Raw genomic sequence first — 17,335 nt, forward strand, 5'->3', positions numbered from 1 at the left:
GGCTCGGCAGGTGGTCATCCGGAGTTGACGTCCCAACCTTCGTCCACATCCGGCTTGGGCCCCAAACGGCGTGTGGTAGCGAAAGACTCGATGAAGCACTCGACGGATTCTCGCGAAGCCACAACGAGCATGCCTTCAACCTTCGAGAACTCCGCCGAGGTGCTCGCGGGCGGAGGCGAGATGGGCGCCCTCATCCGCGCCACGGATTGGTCGAAGACGGCCATCGGTGCGGTGAAGCACTGGCCCCAGAGCCTTCGCACCGCGGTGAGCATCCTGCTGGAGTCGCGCTTCCCCATGTACATCGCGTGGGGACCGGACTTCGTCCAGCTGTACAACGACGGTTACCGCCCCATCCTGGGCTCGACGAAGCACCCCGCCGCCATGGGGCGGAGCACGCGCGAAACGTTCGCGGAAATCTGGCACATCATCGGGCCCATGTTCGAAGGGGTGATGGAGGGAAGGGCCGTCGGTCTGACGGACTTCCTGCTCCCCCTGGACCGCCACGGGTTCACCGAGGAGTGCTACTTCATCTGCTCCTACAGCCCCATCCGTGACGAGAGCGCGGGCGTCGGTGGCGTCCTCGTCACCGTGACGGAGACCACCAACCGCGTCCTCGGAGAGCGGCGGCTGCGGACGCTGAGGGACCTCGCGGAACGCGCGGGGGCGGTGAAGCGGGAGGAAGAAGCCTGGCGGGAAGCAGCCCGGGCGCTGGAGGGCAACGCCTTCGACGTACCCTTCGCCCTGCTCTACCGGCTGGAAGAGACGGGCACGCACCCCACCCTGGTGGCGACGGCGGGATGGACGCACTCCAGCGAGGACCCGGCCAGCGCCCCATGGCCCTTCCACGAGGTCATGGCAACCCAGAGCGCCCGGCTCGTCTCCGACGTGCGCGCCCATTTCGGCGAGCTGCCCGGCGGCGCGTGGCCCGAGTCTCCCCACTCCGCCTGGGTGCTGCCCATCTCCCGTCCGGGGGCCGAGCGCGCCTACGGTTTTCTCGTCGTGGGCCTGAGCGCGCGCCGCCCGCTGGACGACGACTACCGCGGGTTCCTGGGCCTGGTGGCGGACCACCTCGCCACGGCCGTCAGCAACGCCCGCGCCTACGAGGAGGAAAGGAAACGGGCCGAAGCCCTCGCCGAGCTGGACCGCGCCAAGACGGCCTTCTTCAGCAACGTCAGTCATGAGTTCCGCACGCCCCTCACCCTGATGTTGGGGCCTGTCGAGGACGGCCTGGCGGACGTCCGGGAGCCGCTCCCGCCCGGACAGCGCGAGCGCCAGGAGCTGGTGCGGCGCGGCGGCCTCAGGCTCCAGAAGCTCGTCAACACGCTGCTGGACTTCGCCCGCTTCGAGGCGGGGCGTGCCAGGGCCTCCTTCGTCCCCACGGACCTCGCCGCGCTCACCCGGGACCTCGCGAGCACCTTCGACTCGGCGATGACGTCCGCCGACCTCGAGCTGGTGGTGGAGTGCCCCGCCCTGCCGGAGGCCATCTATGTCGACCCGACGATGTGGGAGAAGATTGTCCTCAACCTCATCTCCAACGCCTTCAAGTTCACCTTCCAGGGCGGAATCCGCGTCGCGCTGAAGTGGCTGGGCGAGCGCGTGGAGCTCACCGTCCAGGACACGGGCACGGGCATCCCCGACGCGGAGCTGGCGCGCATCTTCGAGCGCTTCCACCGGGTGGAGGGCGCGCGAGGGCGGAGTCACGAGGGTACCGGCATCGGCCTCGCCCTGGTGCGGGAGCTGGTGCACCTGCACGGTGGGCAGGTGTCGGTGAAGAGCGTCCTCGGCAAGGGCACCACCTTCAGCGTGAGCCTCCCGACCGGCGCCGCGCACCTGCCCCGGGAGCAGCTCGGTGAGGCCCGGGCGCTCGCGCCCACCGGGATTGGACCTGACGCGTTCCTCGCCGAGGTCTCCCAATGGAACGACGCCAGCGCTCCGCTCACGGCGCCGCGCCCCGCGCAGGCGGCACCTTCTCCGCTCCAGGCGGGTGCGCGCATCCTGGTCGCGGACGACAACACCGACATGCGCACCTACCTCTCGCGCCTGCTGTCGCCGCACTGGACGGTGGAGGCGGTGAGCGACGGTGCGCGGGCGCTCGCCGCGGCCCAGGCACATCCCCCGGACCTCATCCTGTCCGACGTGATGATGCCGGGCATGAACGGCCTCGACCTGGTCCGCATGCTGCGCACGGACCCGCGCACCCGGACCATCCCGGTGGTGCTGCTCTCCGCGCGCGCGGGAGAAGAGGCCACCATCGAGGGCCTGAAGAGCGGCGCCGACGAATACCTCGTCAAGCCCTTCTCCGCGAACGAGCTCCTCGCCCGCGTCAACGCGCAGCTCACCGTCTCCCACCTGCGCCGGCAGGCCGTCCAGGCCGAGCGCGCCCACGCAGAGGAAGCCAGCCGGCTGCTCGCCGAAGCCGAGCGAGCCACCCGCTCCCGCGAGGAGACGCTGGCCATCGTCAGTCACGACCTGCGCTCTCCCCTGGCCAGCATCAGCGCCGCCACGGAGCTCCTCCAGCGCTCCCTGGGCCAGGACGAGCGCGATGCCCGGAGGCGCAGGCAGACGGACTCCGTCCTCCGCTCCGTGGGCCGCATGAACCGGCTCGTGGGGGACCTGCTCGACCTGGCGAGCATCGACTCCGGCAGCCTCTCACTCGAGCCCCGGCCCCACGCGGTGGAGGAGCTGGTCCGCGACGTGCGCGAGACCTTCGAGCCGCAGGCGATGGAGAAGGGCGTCACGCTCCAGACCGACATCGCCGCCGGCCTCCCGCCGGTGCCGTGCGACCGGGAGCGAATCCTCCAGGTCCTCGGAAACCTCCTCTCCAATGCAATCAAGTTCACGCCCCCCGGCGGCACCGTGCGGGTGCGGGTGGAGTCCGAGCAGGACACCGGGAGCCTCCGCTTCAGCGTGGCGGACACCGGCCCCGGAATCCCGCTCGAAGCACAACCCCACATCTTCGACCGCTACTGGCACGCGGCCCAGAAGCGGCGCGAGGGCCATGGCCTGGGCCTCTCCATCGCGAAGGGCATCGTGGAAGGCCACGGCGGGCGCATCCAGTTGGAGAGCCCGCCCGGCGGCGGCAGCACGTTCTCCTTCTCACTCCCGCTCGAGCGCACGGCGAAGGCCGTCGTGCCCGCGGCGGTGGTCGCTCATCTCCAGGCGCACCCACCGCCGACGCGGCCGGCCACCGGGGAAGCCTTCATCCAGGGCGGCGGCGAGATGGGCGCCCTGATGCGCTCCATCGACTGGTCCCAAAACCCGCTGGGTCCGCTCGAGCGCTGGCCGCAGTCCCTGCGCACGTCCGTCAGCACCATGCTCCGCTCCCCCTACCCCATCATCCTCTTCTGGGGGCCGGAGCTCATCATGCTGTACAACGACCCGTTCCGGCCCATCCTCGGCGCGAAGCATCCGCAGACCATGGGCGCGCGCGGGAATGAGGCGCTCGCCGAGGAATGGACCCTCCTCGGCCCCTTGATGAAGCGCGTTCACGAGACGGGCGAGCCGCTGTTCATCGAGAACGGGAACGTCAACTTCGCGCGGCGGCCCGGCGGCTTGAGGGAAGAGGCCTACTTCACCTGGTCCTACAACCCGACCATTGGCGAGCAGGGAGAAATCGCGGGCCTCTTCGCCATCGCGAGCGAGACGACGCGTCAGGTGGTCGGTGACCGGCAGCTGGCCATCCTCCGGGAGCTGTCCATCCGCACGGCCCTCGACAAGAAGGTCGAGGACATCTACCGCTCGCTGGATGTCGTCCTCGCGCAGGCCGGCAACGATGTGCCCTTCGCCCTCCTCTACGCCGTCAAGGCCGACACGGCGCACCTGGTCAGCCGCGCCGGCCTGGCCCAGGGAGCGCGCGCCGCGCCCACCGAGCTGAGCCCTGGCGACACGACGTCCTGGCCGCTTCAGGGCGTGGCTCGCACGGGGCAGGAGGTGCTGGTCGAAGACCTCCACTCCAGATTCGGCCCCCTCCCGGGCGGGCCCTGGCCCGAGCCCACGACGCGGGCCCTCCTGCTTCCGGTGGCCATGGGCGCGGACGCGGAGACGACGGGCGTGCTCGTCGTCGGGCTCAGCCCGCTCCGCGCGCTCGATGACGAGTACCGGGGCTTCCTGCAGCTCCTGGCGCGGCAGCTCGCCGCCAGCATCTCCAGCGCCCGCGCCTATGAGCAGGAGAAGAAGCGGGCGGAGGAGCTCGCCCAGCTCGACCAGGCCAAGACGGCGTTCTTCAGCAACGTGAGCCACGAGTTCCGGACTCCGCTGACGCTGATTCTCGGCCCCATCGAGGACGCGCTGTCCCGGACACGCAAGGCCCTGGAGGGAGCGGAGCTGGACCTGGTGCGCCGCAATGCCCTGCGGCTCTACAAGATGGTCAACACCCTCCTCGACTTCTCGCGGATGGAGGCGGGCCGGGCCCAGGCGACGTTCGCTCCGACGGACCTCGCGCGCATCACCAGCCACCTGGCCAGCGCATTCGAATCCGCCGCGGCGAGCGCGGGCTTGAGGCTGGTGGTGGACTGCCCGCCGCTGCCCGAGCCCATCTACGTCGACCCGGACCTGTGGGAGAAGGTTGTCCTGAACCTCCTCTCGAACGCCGTGAAGTACACCCACCGGGGTGAAATCCGCGTCGGCCTCGAGTGGACGGGCGAGCAGGCCGTCCTCACCGTCCGGGACACGGGCGTGGGCATCCCCGAGGAAGAGCTCCCGCGCGTCTTCGAGCGCTTCTATCGCGTCCGCGCCACCGAGGGACGCAGCCACGAGGGAACCGGCATCGGCCTCGCCCTGGTGCAGGAGCTGGTGAAGATGCACGGCGGCAGCGTCGCGGTGACGAGCAGCCTGGGTGAGGGCAGCACCTTCACCGTGCGCCTGCCGCGCGGCTCGGCACACCTTCCCCCGGAGCGAATCCAGCAGACGCTCAGGACGCGCGCCTCCGCGGCTGGCGCCACGCCCTTCGTCGAGGAGGCCCGGCGCTGGTCCTCGGGCGCCGGGGACGCGGAGGACACCTCCAGCCTCGGAGGACTCGACGGCGCGGTCGAGGTGCCGCCGGAGTACGCGCGCTCCCGCATCCTCCTGGTGGACGACAACGCGGACCTGCGCGCCTACGTCTCCGGGTTGCTCCGGCGCATCTTCCCCAACGTCCAGATGGCGACGGACGGGAACAAGGCCCTCGAAGAGGCGCGCGCCCACCCGCCGGACCTCATCCTCTCCGATGTGATGATGCCAGGGCTGGACGGCTTCGGACTGGTGCGCGCCCTGCGCGCCGACGAGCGCACGCGGGCCATCCCCATCATCCTCCTGTCCGCCCGAGCGGGCGACGAGTCCACGGTGGAGGGGCTGCACAGCGGCGCGGATGACTACCTGGTCAAGCCCTTCTCGGCACGGGAGCTGCTCGCCCGGGTGCGGACCCAGTTGGAGATGGCGCGCGTGCGCCGGGACGTGGCGCAACATGCACATGCCGAGGAACAGCTCCGCGCGACGGTGAAGGCGCGCGACGAGTGGCTCAACGTCGTGAGCCACGAGCTGCGCACGCCCCTGAGCGCGCTGTCACTGAGCGTCCGGTCATTGATTCGCGGCGTCACCTCCGGGGAGCGCGCCGCGCCGGCTCCCGAGGACGTGAGCACCCGGGCCCACGCCGCGGAGCGACAGCTCCACCGCCTGACGCGGCAGGTGGAGCAGCTCGTCGAGGTGGCGGAGCTCGTCTCGGGCCACCTGGAGCTCGCCCCGGAGCAAGCCGACCTCTCCACGATGGTGGGTGCCATCGTCGAGGAGACGCGAGAGAGGGCCGCACGCATGGGCTGCACCCTCACGTTGAGCGCGAGCTCGCCCGTCGTGGGGACCTATGACCGTGCGCGGTTGCGCCAATTGGTGGAGGGCCTTCTCGACAACGCCCTCAAGTTCGGGATGGGCAAGCCGGTGGAAGTCACCGTGGCCGGGGACGCACGCGGCGCTTCGATTCGCATCGTGGACCATGGCGGAGGTGTCGCGATCGAGGACGCGGAGCGCATCTTCAGCCGCTTCGAGCGTGCCGCGCCCACCCGGAACTATGGGGGCTTCGGACTGGGCCTGTGGATGGCTCGCCACATCGCGGAGGCCCACGGGGGCGCCATCCACCTGACGCGAACGGAGGGCGGAGGGGCCACCTTCACGGTGGTGCTCCCGATGGACCCAGCCCTTCGGCGGCCTGTTCGCTGAACCCCGGTCCCCCATGGCTGGGCGCCTCTTCGGGGAGCGCGGGAAGCTCCACCGTGAAGGTGGCGCCCTCGCCGGGGCGGCTCGCGGCATGCACCCGGCCCCCATGCGCTTCGACAATCTCCTGCGCGAGGTAGAGCCCCAGCCCGAGCCCCCCATACTCGCGCGGGGACACCGCCTGCTCGAAGCGGCCGAAGACACGCGCGAGTGCCTGGGCATCCATCCCCACCCCATGGTCCCTCACGCTGAGGAGGGCCCGGTCGCCGGCCCGGGACACCTCCACCTCGATGGGGCGTCCCGCGCCGAACTTCACGGCATTGGAGAGCAGGTTGGTGAGCACCTGCTCGATGCGGAGCCTGTCCCACTCTCCAGTCACGTCGTCCTCGAGGCGCAGCAGCAGCGGGCAGCCGGCCCGCTCGAGCTGCTCCCTGAAACGCTCCGCCGTGGTGCGCGCGAGCTCGTCGAGTCGCACCTCCTCGCGGGCGAGCTCCAGACGCCCGGAGTGGATGCGCCCGACATCGAGCAGGCTGTCGACCAGGTGTGAGAGGCGCGTCACCTGCTTGATGGCCAGCTGGAGCTTCCGCCGCACCGACTCGACCACCGGGCGTTGGCTCAGCGACCGCATGAGCGTGCCCAGCTGCAGGTGGAGGGCGGTCAGCGGGGTGCGCAGCTCGTGGGCCGCGATGGCGATGAACTCGTCGCGAGCATGGACGGCCTGCTGCGAGCGGTCGAAGAGCCGGGCGTTCTCCACGGCCAGGGCACAGCGCCGCGCGAGCTCCTCGGCAAGGCACCGCTCGCGAGCGCGGAGCGGCCGCAACCGCTCCTCCGACACCAGCACCAGCGCGCCCACCGGCTTCTCCCTGCCCGACATCGGCACCAGGATGATGCGCCCGGACGGATCCACCCATGGCTGGAGGGGAGGCACCAGCCGGGCGGCGAGCACCGAGTGGTGCTCCGGCCCCACCCCCGTCCCGGCCACCTGGACGAGCCGCCCGTCTTCCTGCGCCACCCATGCGGCGAACCCCGTGGCGACATGGGGGACCACCCGCTCCGCGATGATGGAGAGCGTGCGGCGAGCATCCAGGGACTCGGCGAGGAGCACCCCGACGTCGGCGAGGAACCGGTGGGTGCGCGCGGTAGCGCGGCGCTCCGCGACCAGCGCCGCGAACGCGGAGGCGGAGAGCCCCATCACGACGAGGTAGGCCTGCGTCGCGAGAAGCTGCGCCTCGAGCGACACGGGTTCGCCGGAAAAAGGGCCACGCCCGGCGACTGTTTCTCCCAGCGTGAAGCCCGCGAGCGCCGCCACCGCGGCGGCCGTTCCCGCCGGCCCCAACCAGAATGCCGCCCAGATGAGCAGGGGAAAGGGAAGATAGGGGAAGGCCCAGCGCATGGAGCCTCCGAGGACGAAGTGGCACACCGCCGCCACTGCACCGAGGACGAGGACCAGCTCGGCCAGGCACCGCGGACGCGCGAACTCTCGTGGGAGGGGCCACCATGTGAGCAGCAGCGGCGTCAGCAGCAGGGTTCCCAGCGAGTCGGCCAGAAACCAGGCGCGCCATTCGGTGGAAAAGGGGGCCGCGCCCTCCAGCCAGAGCATCATCGACGCGGCCCCGAGCGTCGCGCTGACGAGCGGCCCGAGCAGCCCTCCGAAGAGGATGAGGCCGGCGACTTCGCGGACGTACTGCAGCCGCACCGGCCTCCCCGCCCAGGCGCACAGGAGAGCCGCCCCCAGCAGTGCACGGAGGCAGTTGGCTGCCGCCCACGCCAGGGCCAGGGGAAGCGCACCGCCGAGCACCAGCACCTTGGCCAGCTCGGCGAGGAAGATGGCGACGAGGAGGATGCCCCAGTGGCGGCGCTCGACCCGGACGAGCACCGCGAGCGCCAGTCCACTCGGCAGCCAGATGGAGGCACTGTTGTAGGGAGCAAAGGTGGTGCGCTCGCTCACCACCCCGAGGCCGAAGAAGAAGCACCCCAGCACGGTGGCCCAGCCCACCGTCACCAGCGTCTCGCGCGTGGTGCTTCGCAGCTCTCGCAACCACCTCATGCCAGAGCCCCCTGCCCTGGGAAGGGGGGTCCCATCCCAGGTGCATGAAAGATGGGAATACCGGCCGTCGCCCGCTCCAGGCAGGCGGTCCTCGCCCTACATCCATAATCCGTCGTGCCTCGTCCCGACGCTTCCCCAAGGGCGTCGACGCCCGCCTGGCGGGGCCGCCGAGCCCGGCTGCCCGCTATGGCGCTCCCGCAGCCTCAGCTCCCCTTGGGCCGGCTCCGCGCACGGGGGGACTTGCGCGCGGACTTCCTCGACGCGGGCGGTGTCGCGGGCGGAGCGACGCCGTACCGCCGGGCCGCGACGTCCTGATGCGCGAGACGGCGGAGCGCGACGAGCACGGGCTCGTGGAGCGCGGTGCCGAGCACGGCGTACTCGACGGCCGCCGTGGCGTCGTCCAGTGGCATGCGGCTGATGTCAAACTCGGCGATGGCGCGGATGTGCGGCCCGTAGACGGCGAGTCGCGCGTCGTCCAGGGGGATGCCGGCGGCCTCGGCGGCGGCGAGCGCGCGCTCGAGCTGGGCGACGGCGGCGAAGCGGGGGTCATAGAGCTGGCCGAGCTTCTCCAGCACGGCACGGGCGCGCGGGTAGTCGGCCGTGGCCTCCGGCGTCACTTCCGGCGGCAGGGCCTCGATGGCCTGGCCGAAGGTGTCGAAGAGGGAGTCCCGGGGCTGGTCGATGAGCCGGAGCACCTCGCGCGCCTTCTGCACGCTGAGGCCGACCGTCTCGGTGAGCGCGCGAATCACGGCGATGCGGCGCACGTGGGCCTCGCCGTATTCGGCCCGCGTCGCGGCGGTCGCCTCGCCGGCCGGGAGCAGCCCCTCGCGCAGGTAGTACTTGATGGTCGCGAGCGGGACGCCTGTCCGCTCCACGAGCTCGGAGATGCGCATGCGGATTTCCTTGCACTGGATAGCTACGCTATCTAACATTGGATACCATGAGTATCCAACCTCACACCCTCATCCTCATCGGCACCCTCCTCCTCTCGCTCATCACGGTGGAGTCGGGTGGCTGGTTCCTCACCCGCGTCGGCCGGGGAATTGTCCCCGCGAACACGCTGCAGAAGAACTTCTTCCGCGCGGGGCACGCCCATGCGGCGGTGCTCCTGGTGCTCAGCATCGCCATCCTCGCGGTCATCGACGCCGCGAAGTTGCCGTTCGCCTTCGACCTGGTCGCGCGCTACGGCGTGCCGGTGTCCGCGCTGCTCATGCCGGCGGGGTTCTTCCTGTCCGTCCTCGGGAAGGACCCGCAGCGCCCCAACCGGCTCATGGCCCTGCTCTGGGTGGGCGTGGGCTCGCTCACGCTCGGGCTGCTGGCGGCGGGCACGGGGCTGCTCCTCGCGGGCCTCTCGGCCGCGTGAGCCGCTGGCCCCGTCCGCCCGTCGCTATCCGGCCCGGGCCGCGGCATCCACACGGGTGCGACGCCTGAACTCGCCCGGGGTCTGCGCGTGGACGCGCTGGAAGGCCCGGTTGAAGGCGCCGGGGGACTCGTACCCGACGGCATCGGCGATTTCCGCGAGCCCGGAGTCCCCGTCGCGCAGCAGGCACCCCGCCTTGTACATCCGCCAGCGCGTCAGGTACTCCAGCGGCGTCTCACCCACCTGTGCCTTGAAGCGCAGGGCGAAGGCCGAGCGCGACATGCCCGCCACGCTGGCGAGCGCCTCGACCGACCAGGGGTGCGCGGGCGAATGGTGCATCGCGCGCAGCGCGGCGCCGAGCGGCCCGCTCCCGAGCGCCGCCAGCCACCCCTGCTCGCCCGCCCTGCCCGATGCGTAGTGTGCGCGAATCGTCTGCACGAAGAGAATCTCCGCCAGCCGGTTGATGACGACGGGGGAGCCGATGGTGGGCGCCGCGGTCTCGAGCGCCAGGAGGTTGAGCGTCGCCCCCAGCGCGCTGGCCTGGGCCTCGTCGCCCCGCACGCACAGGACGCCCGGCAGCATCTCGAAGACGGGCTTGCCGCTCCACGCGTCGAACTCGAACAGGCCGGTGATGACGTGGGTGCGCACGCCGCCGCCTCCCAGGTGGAGCAAGTCGCCGACCTTCTGCTGGATGAGCGCCTCCCCGTCGACGGGACGGGTGCGGAGCGCGTCGCGCACGGTGATTCCGACGTCGGGCGCGACGACGTAGCAATCACCGCCGCGCAGGGGAATCGGGCTCGGCTCCCCGGCGACTTCCAGCCAGCAGCTCCCGCGCGTCACCAGCCCGAACTTCGCGTGCGGCGAGCCGGGGAACTTCACGCCCCATGGCGCGGTGGCCTCCATCCGGCAATACAGCGCACTCCTGACGCGCATCGCGGTGAACACGTCGCTGAACGGGTCCACGCTCGCGAGCGCCCTCAGGTTTGGACGATTGGATACTTCTTCTGGCGTTCCAGGCACTGACAGTCCTCCGGCTCGGACCTACGGTACTTCGCGAAACGGAGGAGGTCACACCATGGAATCAGCAACTCCGAAGGTTCTTCGCACGCTCGCGTCGGGATGGGCGGCGTCCGTCCCTGCCGTGCTGCTCGCAACGCTCGCCATCGCGGTGGTGCCGCGCACCCGTGGGCTCACCTTCTTCCCCGAGCTCCGCTATGCGGTCGTGACGCCCGTGTGCGTGCTCATCGCGGTGGGCGCGGCGTTCGCGTACCGCGCGCTTGCCGGACGTGCGGGCCGGCCACGACGTGCGCTGGCCATGGCGGTCTCCGGGCTCGCGCTGGTCCTGCTCCTGGGAATGGCCCTCCTGGGCCCTCGCGGGCTCGCCGCCGCCGGGCTCCCCGCCGTCCTCGCCGCTGCCGCCGCCGTGGCCTGGTTCGTCCCCCGCTCCGCCGAGCGCACGCGCCGCTCGCGTCTTGGTGTGGCCACCCTCGTGCTCTTCGGGACGCTCGAAGCCGCTGGCGTCTTCGCGGCGCTCGCGAGCGAGCGCGCCGCGCCGCCCGCCGTTGCCGACATCCCGCGCTCGATGTTCGACGTCGAGCACCGGTTCATCGACCTCCCGAGCGGCGCGCGCATCCACTACGTGGACGAAGGACACGGCGAGACGCTGCTCTTCCTGCACGGCAACCCGTCCTGGTCCTTCCAGTGGAGAGATTTGATTCGTGGGCTTCGCGGCTCGTACCGCTGCATCGCGCTCGACTACCCCGGCTTCGGCCTGTCCCAGGCGCCGGACGGGTTCGGCTTCACCCCTGGCGAGGAGAGCCGCGTCCTGGAGGAGTTCGTCGCCCAGCTCGGGCTTCGTGACGTGACACTGGCCATGCAGGACTGGGGTGGGCCCATCGGCACCAGCTTCGCGGAGCGCCGTCCCGAGCTCGTGCGCCGCCTCATCCTGGGGAGCACCTGGGCGTGGAGGACGAGCACGAGCGAGCCGCGCGGCATCTGGTCGGTCATCGCCGGCGGGCCCGTGGGTGAGTTCGTGCAGACCAACTTCAACGGGATTGCCACATTCGCGCTGAAGGACAGCATCGTCCGCGAGCTGCCTGCCGACGTGGCGGACGTCTACGTGCGTCCGTTCCGGCCGCTCGGCCGACGCGGCATTGCCGCCTTCTATCCGGGCCAGATTACCGCAGCGAACGACTGGTTCGCGGAGCTGGAGGCCGGCCTTCCCGCCCTCAAAGACAAACAGGCGCTCATCTTCTGGGCGCAGAAGGACCCCGGCTTCCCCCGGAGCGACCTCGAGCGCTGGGAACAGACCCTTCCCAATCACAAGACCGTCGAGTTCCCCAATGCGAGCCACTTCTTCTTCGAAGACACCTCGGAGGAAGTCATCTCGGAGATCCGCGCATTCATGTCGTCCGCCAGCCCGGGGGTTCGCGTGGGAGGCATTGCGCGCTAAGGTCGCGCGCGATGGATTCCCAGTCCGAGCCCTCCTCCACTGACAGTACGCCCTCCCCCGCGCCGCTGTCCGTCCCACTCCATGCCACGACGCCGCTCGCTCCGGCGCGCCCGCGCGTGTGGACCGTCTTCCTCGCGTTCGTGCTCACGTTGGTGACGCTCGTGGTGGCCGGGGCCCTCATGTTCGGCATCGCAGTGGCCGTGGAGCTGGCGCGCACCGGCGCGAAGCCCCAGGACACTGCGGCCATCAACGCCCTGGTGGAGCAACTCAAGCTGAGGCCCTGGCTCCACGTGGCGAGCATCGTGATGTCCAGCACCACCACGCTCGCGGTGGCGCTCCTGGGCGCCTCGCTGTCTCCCCAGCCGTGGCGCGAGCGGCTGCGCCTCCAGGCCGGGGCACCGCTGCCTGCCTGGGTGTGGGCGGCCACCGTGGTGGGCTGCTGCGCGCTGGGGCAGGCGATGGAGAGCGCCACCATCCTCACCGGCGCGTGGGACTGGACCACCACGCTGAAGGGAATCCAGGCCACCAGCGGGGCCTCGGCCGGGGCGTTCGCGTTGTTGATGCTCTTCGGCGCGCTGGTCGCGGGCACGGCCGAGGAGTTGTTCTTCCGCGGCTACCTGCAGGGCCGACTGGTGGAGCGCTGGGGCCGCACGGCGGGCATCGCCGCCGCGGCCACGCTCTTCGGCGTCATGCACATGGACCCCATCCACAGCCCCATCGCCCTGGCGATGGGCCTGTTCCTGGGGTGGCTCGCCGAGCACACCGGCAGCGTGCGCCTGCCGGTGTGCGTGCACATCCTCAACAACGCGGTGTCATTCCTGCTCACCCGCTACGCGACGCCCTCCTCGCAGCTCCCCACCCCCCTGCACGTGACGATGCTCATCGTGTGCCCGCTGCTGGTGGTGGGGGCCCTGGTGCTGGTGCGCCGGAACAGCGTCGTCCCCGTGCGGCTCAGGACGAGCGTGGGCGGCAGTTGACCTCGACGAGGAGGTCACCCGGCGCCTTGCAGTACACCATGGTGCCGCGGTTGTTCCGGATGACCTCGGAGACGTCCAGCCCGTCGCCCGTCGCTCGGGCGTGGAACTGCATCACGGCGTCTTCGGTGTCGACGTAGAAGCCGAGGTGGAACCCTTCCGGGTAGGCCTGCGCCGGGTCCTTGAGCTTCTGCAACACGAGCACGAGGCCATGCCGGTCCGAGAGGATGGCGATGGCCGGCGAGGCGCGATTGGAGCCGTGCTCGAAGTCGAAGTAGCGCTCGAAGAACAGAGCGGTGCGCTGGACGTCGGGGACCTGCAGGTCGAGGTGATTCAGCTTCATGGTGGGAGCCTCTGTAAGGCACACGTGTGCCTTGCATGGCCGTGGGTTCTCACCTGAACGAGGTGGAACAAGTGCTCCCACCGTGGGAGTGAGCGGGGCTCACCGAACCGCTCTGCCGTTTTCCGACCGGCGCGCAAAATAAGGGGCCGCGTCCTCCGGTGCAAGCGCGGTCGCTTTCCCCGAGTGGATGGCGAGGCCCGCTCCGGCGTGTCCGAAGCGGGCCCAGTGAGCACTACTTGAACTGCCAGGCGCGGACGTAGTTGACCTCGAAGGAGTTGTCCTCCCCCGTGGGCGTCGAGCCGTCGGGCGTGCCGCTCGCGCTGCCGAACCACAGGTCCAGCATGAGGTACATCGGGTCGGACATGCTGACGTTCAGGGTCCAGAACGGCTGCCCGTCGAAGTAGTACGTCTGCCGGCCCGGCTCCCACTTCACCGCGTACGTGTGGAAGCCCGCGGACAGGTCCACCGTCTGCAGCGTCTTGCTGCCGGCCGCGGGATTGCTGGCGCCGTTGTTCCATACCGTCGCGGCGAAGGCGACGGGGTGCAGGTTGGAGTCACCCCAGCCGGAGCTCGGGCCTCCGCCGGGGTACGCCTCCATGATGTCGATTTCGGGCCTGCGGTCACCGGGGTGGTTGAACAGCCAGAATGCCGGCCACACGCCTCGGCCCACGGGCAGCTTCGCCTCCATCTCGAAGTAGCCATACGTCTGGTAGTACTTCCCGTCGGTGTCGATGGTGCGGTTGAAGAAGTTCCCGCTGGCATCGCGCTGCGGCCAGATCTTCAGCACGCCGTTCTTCACCGCGTAGTTGAGGGTCGGATTGGAGGTCTCGTACCAGATGTGGTCGTTCCACTTGCTGGTGTCGTAGCCGCTGTTGAACTCCTCCGAGAAGGTCAGCACGTACTGGCTGGCATCCTGGCCGACGGGCCCGCCGGAAGACGAAGTACCCCCGGAGACGGTGAGCGTGCCGACGGTGTAGCGCGTCTCATTGTCGGCGGTGACGCCCGGCCCCGTCGCCAGCGTGACGCGGCTGTCCGGCGCGGACATGGGGTAGAGCCCCACCCGAATCGTGTACTGGCCGGCGGGGAAATTCGCCGGCACCGTCACGCTGCTGTTGTAGGAGATGGCACCGCTCCAGACGGAGGTATCGACGGGAGGCAGGTGGTCGCCGCTGAGCGCCATCTGCACACCGCTCGAGCTCACGAAGTGGACGAAGACGTAATAGTTCAGGGACATCGGCACGGCGTTCCACCGCATGCCCAGCGTCACCGTCTGTCCTGGCTGCGCGGACAGGCTCGGGGTGGAGAGTTGCAGCACCTGGGTGGTGGTCTGCGGCTGGCCGACGGTGAGCGTGCCAATGGTGTAGCGCGTCTCGGTGTCCGCGGTGACGCCAGGCCCTGGCTTCAAGGTGACGCGGCTGTTCGGCGCGGACATCGGGTAGAGGCCCGCGCGGATGGTGTACTGCCCGGCCGGAAAGCCCGTGGGCACCGTCACCGTCCGGTTGTAGGAAACGGCGCCGCTCCACGTCGCCGTGCTGACCGGCGGCAGGTGGTCACCGCTGAGCGCCTGCTGCACGCCATTGGCATCCACGAAGTGGACGAAGACGTAATAGTCCTGACCCTGCGGCACGGCATTCCACCGCATGCCCAGTGTCACCGACTGCCCCGGCTGCGCGGACAGGCTCGGGGTGGCGAGCTGGAGGATTTCCGACGTCGCCGCGCCCACGGTGAGCGTGCCGACGGTGTAGCGGAGCTGGTCATCGACGGTGACGCCCGTCCCCGTCGTCAGGGCCGCGCGGCCCCAGGGAGAGTGGGTCTGGTAGAGGCCCACGCGGACGGAGTAGGTGCCCTTCGGCAGGGACGCCGGCAGCGTCACCGTGTGGTTGTAGGCGACGGTGCCGCTCCACTGGGAGGTCGGAACGGGCGGCGCGTGGTCGACGCTGGACGGCGCGCGATTCACGCCAGCCGAGTCGATGAAGTGGATGAAGACCGCGTAGTCCTCCGCCATGGGCGCCGCGTTGAAGCGCATCGCCAGCGTCACGGACTGGCCCGGCGCCGCCGACAGGCTGGGGGTGCCGAGCCGCTGCACCGTGGTGCCCTGGGCTCGCGCCTCCGGGCTCAGCGCCAGGAGGAAGAACGCGAGCAGTACCGCATAGCCAGATTCGAAGAGTCTTTGATGAAGTTTCATGGAGCCCTCTCGGTTGACTACTTGAACTTCCAAGCGCGCACGTAGCGGACGTCGAACGCGTTGCCCTGCCCCGTCGGCGTCGTGGAATCTCCCGCGCCGCTGGCGCTGCCGAACTGGAAGCTCAGCAGGATGTACATGCGCTCGGGCATGCTCACCGCCGTCGTGTAGACGAGGTTCCCGTCCAGGTAGAACGACTGGCGGTTGGCCTCCCACTTCAAGCCATACCGGTGATAGCCAGCCGAGAGGTCCGTGCCGGCCTGGACCATCTTGTAGCCGCCCTGCTCCTCCGGCCAGCCCGTCCAGATGGTGGCGCCATACGCAGTGGGACGCAGGCTGGAGTTGGACCAGCCGCTGTTGGGACCGCCGCCGGGATAGGCCTCCATGATGTCGATTTCGGGGCGGTACGGGTCCGGCTGGTCATGGTTGTAGAGCCAGAACGCCGGCCACGGGCCCCGGCCATAGGGCAGCTTCGCCTCCATCTCGAAATAGCCATACGTCTGGTAATACTTCCCGTCCGTGGTGATGTGCCGGTAGTCGCGCACGTAGCTGGTACCGGCGACCGGGAAGATCTTGAGACTGCCATTGCTGATGACGTAGTTGGGCGTCGAGTCCGCAGGCTGGTACCAGAGATGGTCGGTCCACTTGCCCGTGTCAAGGGTGGAGCCGTCGAACTCCTCGTTGAAGTACAGCGTGTACTGGCTCGCATCCTGGCCATAGGGGCCGGAGGTGTTGGTCGGTGGCGGCGTGGTCGGCGTGCCCACCGTCCACGTCTGGTTGGCCTCACCCGTGCAATCCCAGAGCTCCATCAGCACCCCGTCGCCCGTCGCCGTGGGGCCGCCCGTCACATCCAGGCAGCGGCCGCTGGGGACGTGGACGAAGCGGTACTCACCCGTGGCACCGGCGCTCTGCATGTTCCAGAGCTGCCGGGGCAGGCCCGTGCAATCCCACTGCTGGATGCCCGTCAGGTTGGCGGTGCCGCCGTTGATGGTTTCCATGCACTTGCCGCTGCTGCGGGCGATGATTTCGTACTGCCCGCCGCCCATGTCCTTCAGCGTCCAGTCCTGGTTCGCCAGTCCGGTGCAGGCGTACTGGTCGATGCGGTCGCCATTCGAGACGGCCGTCACCCCGCCGCGCACGTCCAGGCACTTGCCGGAGTGCTTCGCGACGAGCGGCTTCGCCGTGCTCTGCGGCGGCGGCGCCGTGGGCGGCGTCAGCGTCCAGGCCTGGTTGGCCTCGCCGGTGCAGTCCCACAGCTCCGTCAGCACGCCGTCGCCCGTAGCGGTGGGGCCGCCAGTCACATCCAGGCAGCGGCCGCCGTTGACGGCGACGACTTCGTACCGGCCCGAGCCCTTGCTGTTGAGCCGCCAGAGCTGCTTCGACAGGCCCGAGCACGTCGCCTGCTGGATGCCGGCGCCGTTGCCGGTGGCACCGTTGATGACCTCCACGCACTTGCCGCTGCTGCTGGCGGCGAGCTGGTACTGACCCTGGCCCTTGTCGGTCAGCGTCCAGGCCTGGTTGGACTGGCCGGTGCAACTCCATTGCTCGATGAGCGCGCCGTCGCCGGTGGCCGTCGGTCCGCCTCTGACGTCGAGGCACTTGTTGGAGTGCTGGGCGACGATGGTGGTGGGGGCCGCGAGCGCGGGGGAGGCCGCGAGGGCCGTCCCGGCCACCACGGCCAGGGCGCCACTGCGCCACAACGCTCTTTTGATGTCGTCTTTCACGGAGGGAATCCTTTGCAGGGGGAGACCCTCGCGGAACGCCTTCGCTCCACGAGGGCCGGGGCTTCGGCCTGCC

The 17,335-nt window shown here is 70.1% G+C and carries 10 protein-coding genes; 4 read left to right on the forward strand and 6 right to left on the reverse strand.

Annotated features, from left to right (window positions below; all coding sequences use genetic code 11):
* Positions 1 to 129: 129 nt before the first annotated feature.
* Positions 130 to 6,186 (forward strand): ATP-binding protein, encoded by a 6,057-nt coding sequence (locus tag G4D86_RS21820; protein WP_240360393.1) that lies wholly within the window; start codon positions 130 to 132, stop codon positions 6,184 to 6,186.
* Here the strand turns inward: G4D86_RS21820 and G4D86_RS21825 are convergent.
* Both G4D86_RS21825 and G4D86_RS21830 read right to left on the reverse strand, forming a co-directional pair.
* A complete protein-coding gene (locus G4D86_RS21825; protein ID WP_163995900.1) occupies positions 6,137 to 8,227 on the reverse strand; it encodes a sensor histidine kinase in 2,091 nt (696 codons plus the stop codon). The genes G4D86_RS21820 and G4D86_RS21825 overlap by 50 nt on opposite strands.
* A 203-nt stretch (positions 8,228 to 8,430) precedes the next feature.
* Positions 8,431 to 9,120 carry a MerR family transcriptional regulator gene (locus G4D86_RS21830; protein ID WP_163995901.1) on the reverse strand — a complete coding sequence of 230 codons (690 nt, stop codon included), beginning with the start codon at positions 9,118 to 9,120 and terminating at the stop codon, positions 8,431 to 8,433.
* 47 nt (positions 9,121 to 9,167) lie between these two features.
* Here G4D86_RS21830 and G4D86_RS21835 point away from each other — a divergent pair, with 47 nt between their 5' ends.
* Positions 9,168 to 9,590, forward strand: coding sequence for a hypothetical protein (locus G4D86_RS21835; protein ID WP_163995902.1), 423 nt, complete (start codon positions 9,168 to 9,170; stop codon positions 9,588 to 9,590).
* Between the two features lie 24 nt (positions 9,591 to 9,614).
* Here the strand turns inward: G4D86_RS21835 and G4D86_RS21840 are convergent, their stop codons facing one another.
* A complete protein-coding gene (locus G4D86_RS21840) occupies positions 9,615 to 10,550 on the reverse strand; it encodes an AraC family transcriptional regulator (protein ID WP_163995903.1) in 936 nt (311 codons plus the stop codon).
* A gap of 112 nt (positions 10,551 to 10,662) precedes the next feature.
* Between G4D86_RS21840 and G4D86_RS53030 the strand changes: the two genes are divergently transcribed.
* Together G4D86_RS53030 and G4D86_RS21850 are read left to right on the forward strand one after the other, a co-directional pair.
* Positions 10,663 to 12,039, forward strand: a complete 1,377-nt coding sequence (locus G4D86_RS53030) for an alpha/beta fold hydrolase (RefSeq protein WP_163995904.1) — start codon at positions 10,663 to 10,665, stop codon at positions 12,037 to 12,039.
* 11 nt (positions 12,040 to 12,050) lie between these two features.
* A complete protein-coding gene (locus G4D86_RS21850) occupies positions 12,051 to 13,016 on the forward strand; it encodes a CPBP family intramembrane glutamic endopeptidase (RefSeq protein ID WP_163995905.1) in 966 nt (321 codons plus the stop codon).
* Here G4D86_RS21850 and G4D86_RS21855 read toward each other — a convergent pair.
* From G4D86_RS21855 to G4D86_RS21865, 3 genes are all read right to left on the reverse strand, one after another.
* Positions 12,991 to 13,356, reverse strand: a complete 366-nt coding sequence (locus G4D86_RS21855; protein WP_163995906.1) for a VOC family protein — start codon at positions 13,354 to 13,356, stop codon at positions 12,991 to 12,993. The two genes, G4D86_RS21850 and G4D86_RS21855, sit on opposite strands and share 26 nt — an antisense overlap.
* Before the next feature lie 232 nt (positions 13,357 to 13,588).
* On the reverse strand, positions 13,589 to 15,541 hold the full coding sequence (locus tag G4D86_RS52185) for a glycoside hydrolase family 16 protein (protein ID WP_205519672.1): 1,953 nt from the start codon (positions 15,539 to 15,541) through the stop codon (positions 13,589 to 13,591).
* 17 nt (positions 15,542 to 15,558) lie between these two features.
* Complete coding sequence (locus G4D86_RS21865; protein ID WP_163995907.1) at positions 15,559 to 17,262, reverse strand: RICIN domain-containing protein; 1,704 nt, start codon at positions 17,260 to 17,262, stop codon at positions 15,559 to 15,561.
* Positions 17,263 to 17,335: the final 73 nt, after the last annotated feature.

The sequence above is a fragment of the Pyxidicoccus caerfyrddinensis genome, from assembly GCF_010894405.1.
Classification (GTDB): Bacteria; Myxococcota; Myxococcia; order Myxococcales; family Myxococcaceae; genus Myxococcus; species Myxococcus caerfyrddinensis.

Coding starts and splice junctions, on each gene's coding strand:
- G4D86_RS21830 (WP_163995901.1), bottom strand. CDS start 9,120: ATGCGCATCTCCGAGCTCGTGGAGCGGACAGGCGTCCCGCTCGCGACC.
- G4D86_RS21855 (WP_163995906.1), bottom strand. CDS start 13,356: ATGAAGCTGAATCACCTCGACCTGCAGGTCCCCGACGTCCAGCGCACC.
- G4D86_RS21835 (WP_163995902.1), top strand. CDS start 9,168: ATGAGTATCCAACCTCACACCCTCATCCTCATCGGCACCCTCCTCCTC.
- G4D86_RS53030 (WP_163995904.1), top strand. CDS start 10,663: ATGGAATCAGCAACTCCGAAGGTTCTTCGCACGCTCGCGTCGGGATGG.
- G4D86_RS21820 (WP_240360393.1), top strand. CDS start 130: ATGCCTTCAACCTTCGAGAACTCCGCCGAGGTGCTCGCGGGCGGAGGC.
- G4D86_RS21825 (WP_163995900.1), bottom strand. CDS start 8,227: ATGAGGTGGTTGCGAGAGCTGCGAAGCACCACGCGCGAGACGCTGGTG.
- G4D86_RS52185 (WP_205519672.1), bottom strand. CDS start 15,541: ATGAAACTTCATCAAAGACTCTTCGAATCTGGCTATGCGGTACTGCTC.
- G4D86_RS21850 (WP_163995905.1), top strand. CDS start 12,051: ATGGATTCCCAGTCCGAGCCCTCCTCCACTGACAGTACGCCCTCCCCC.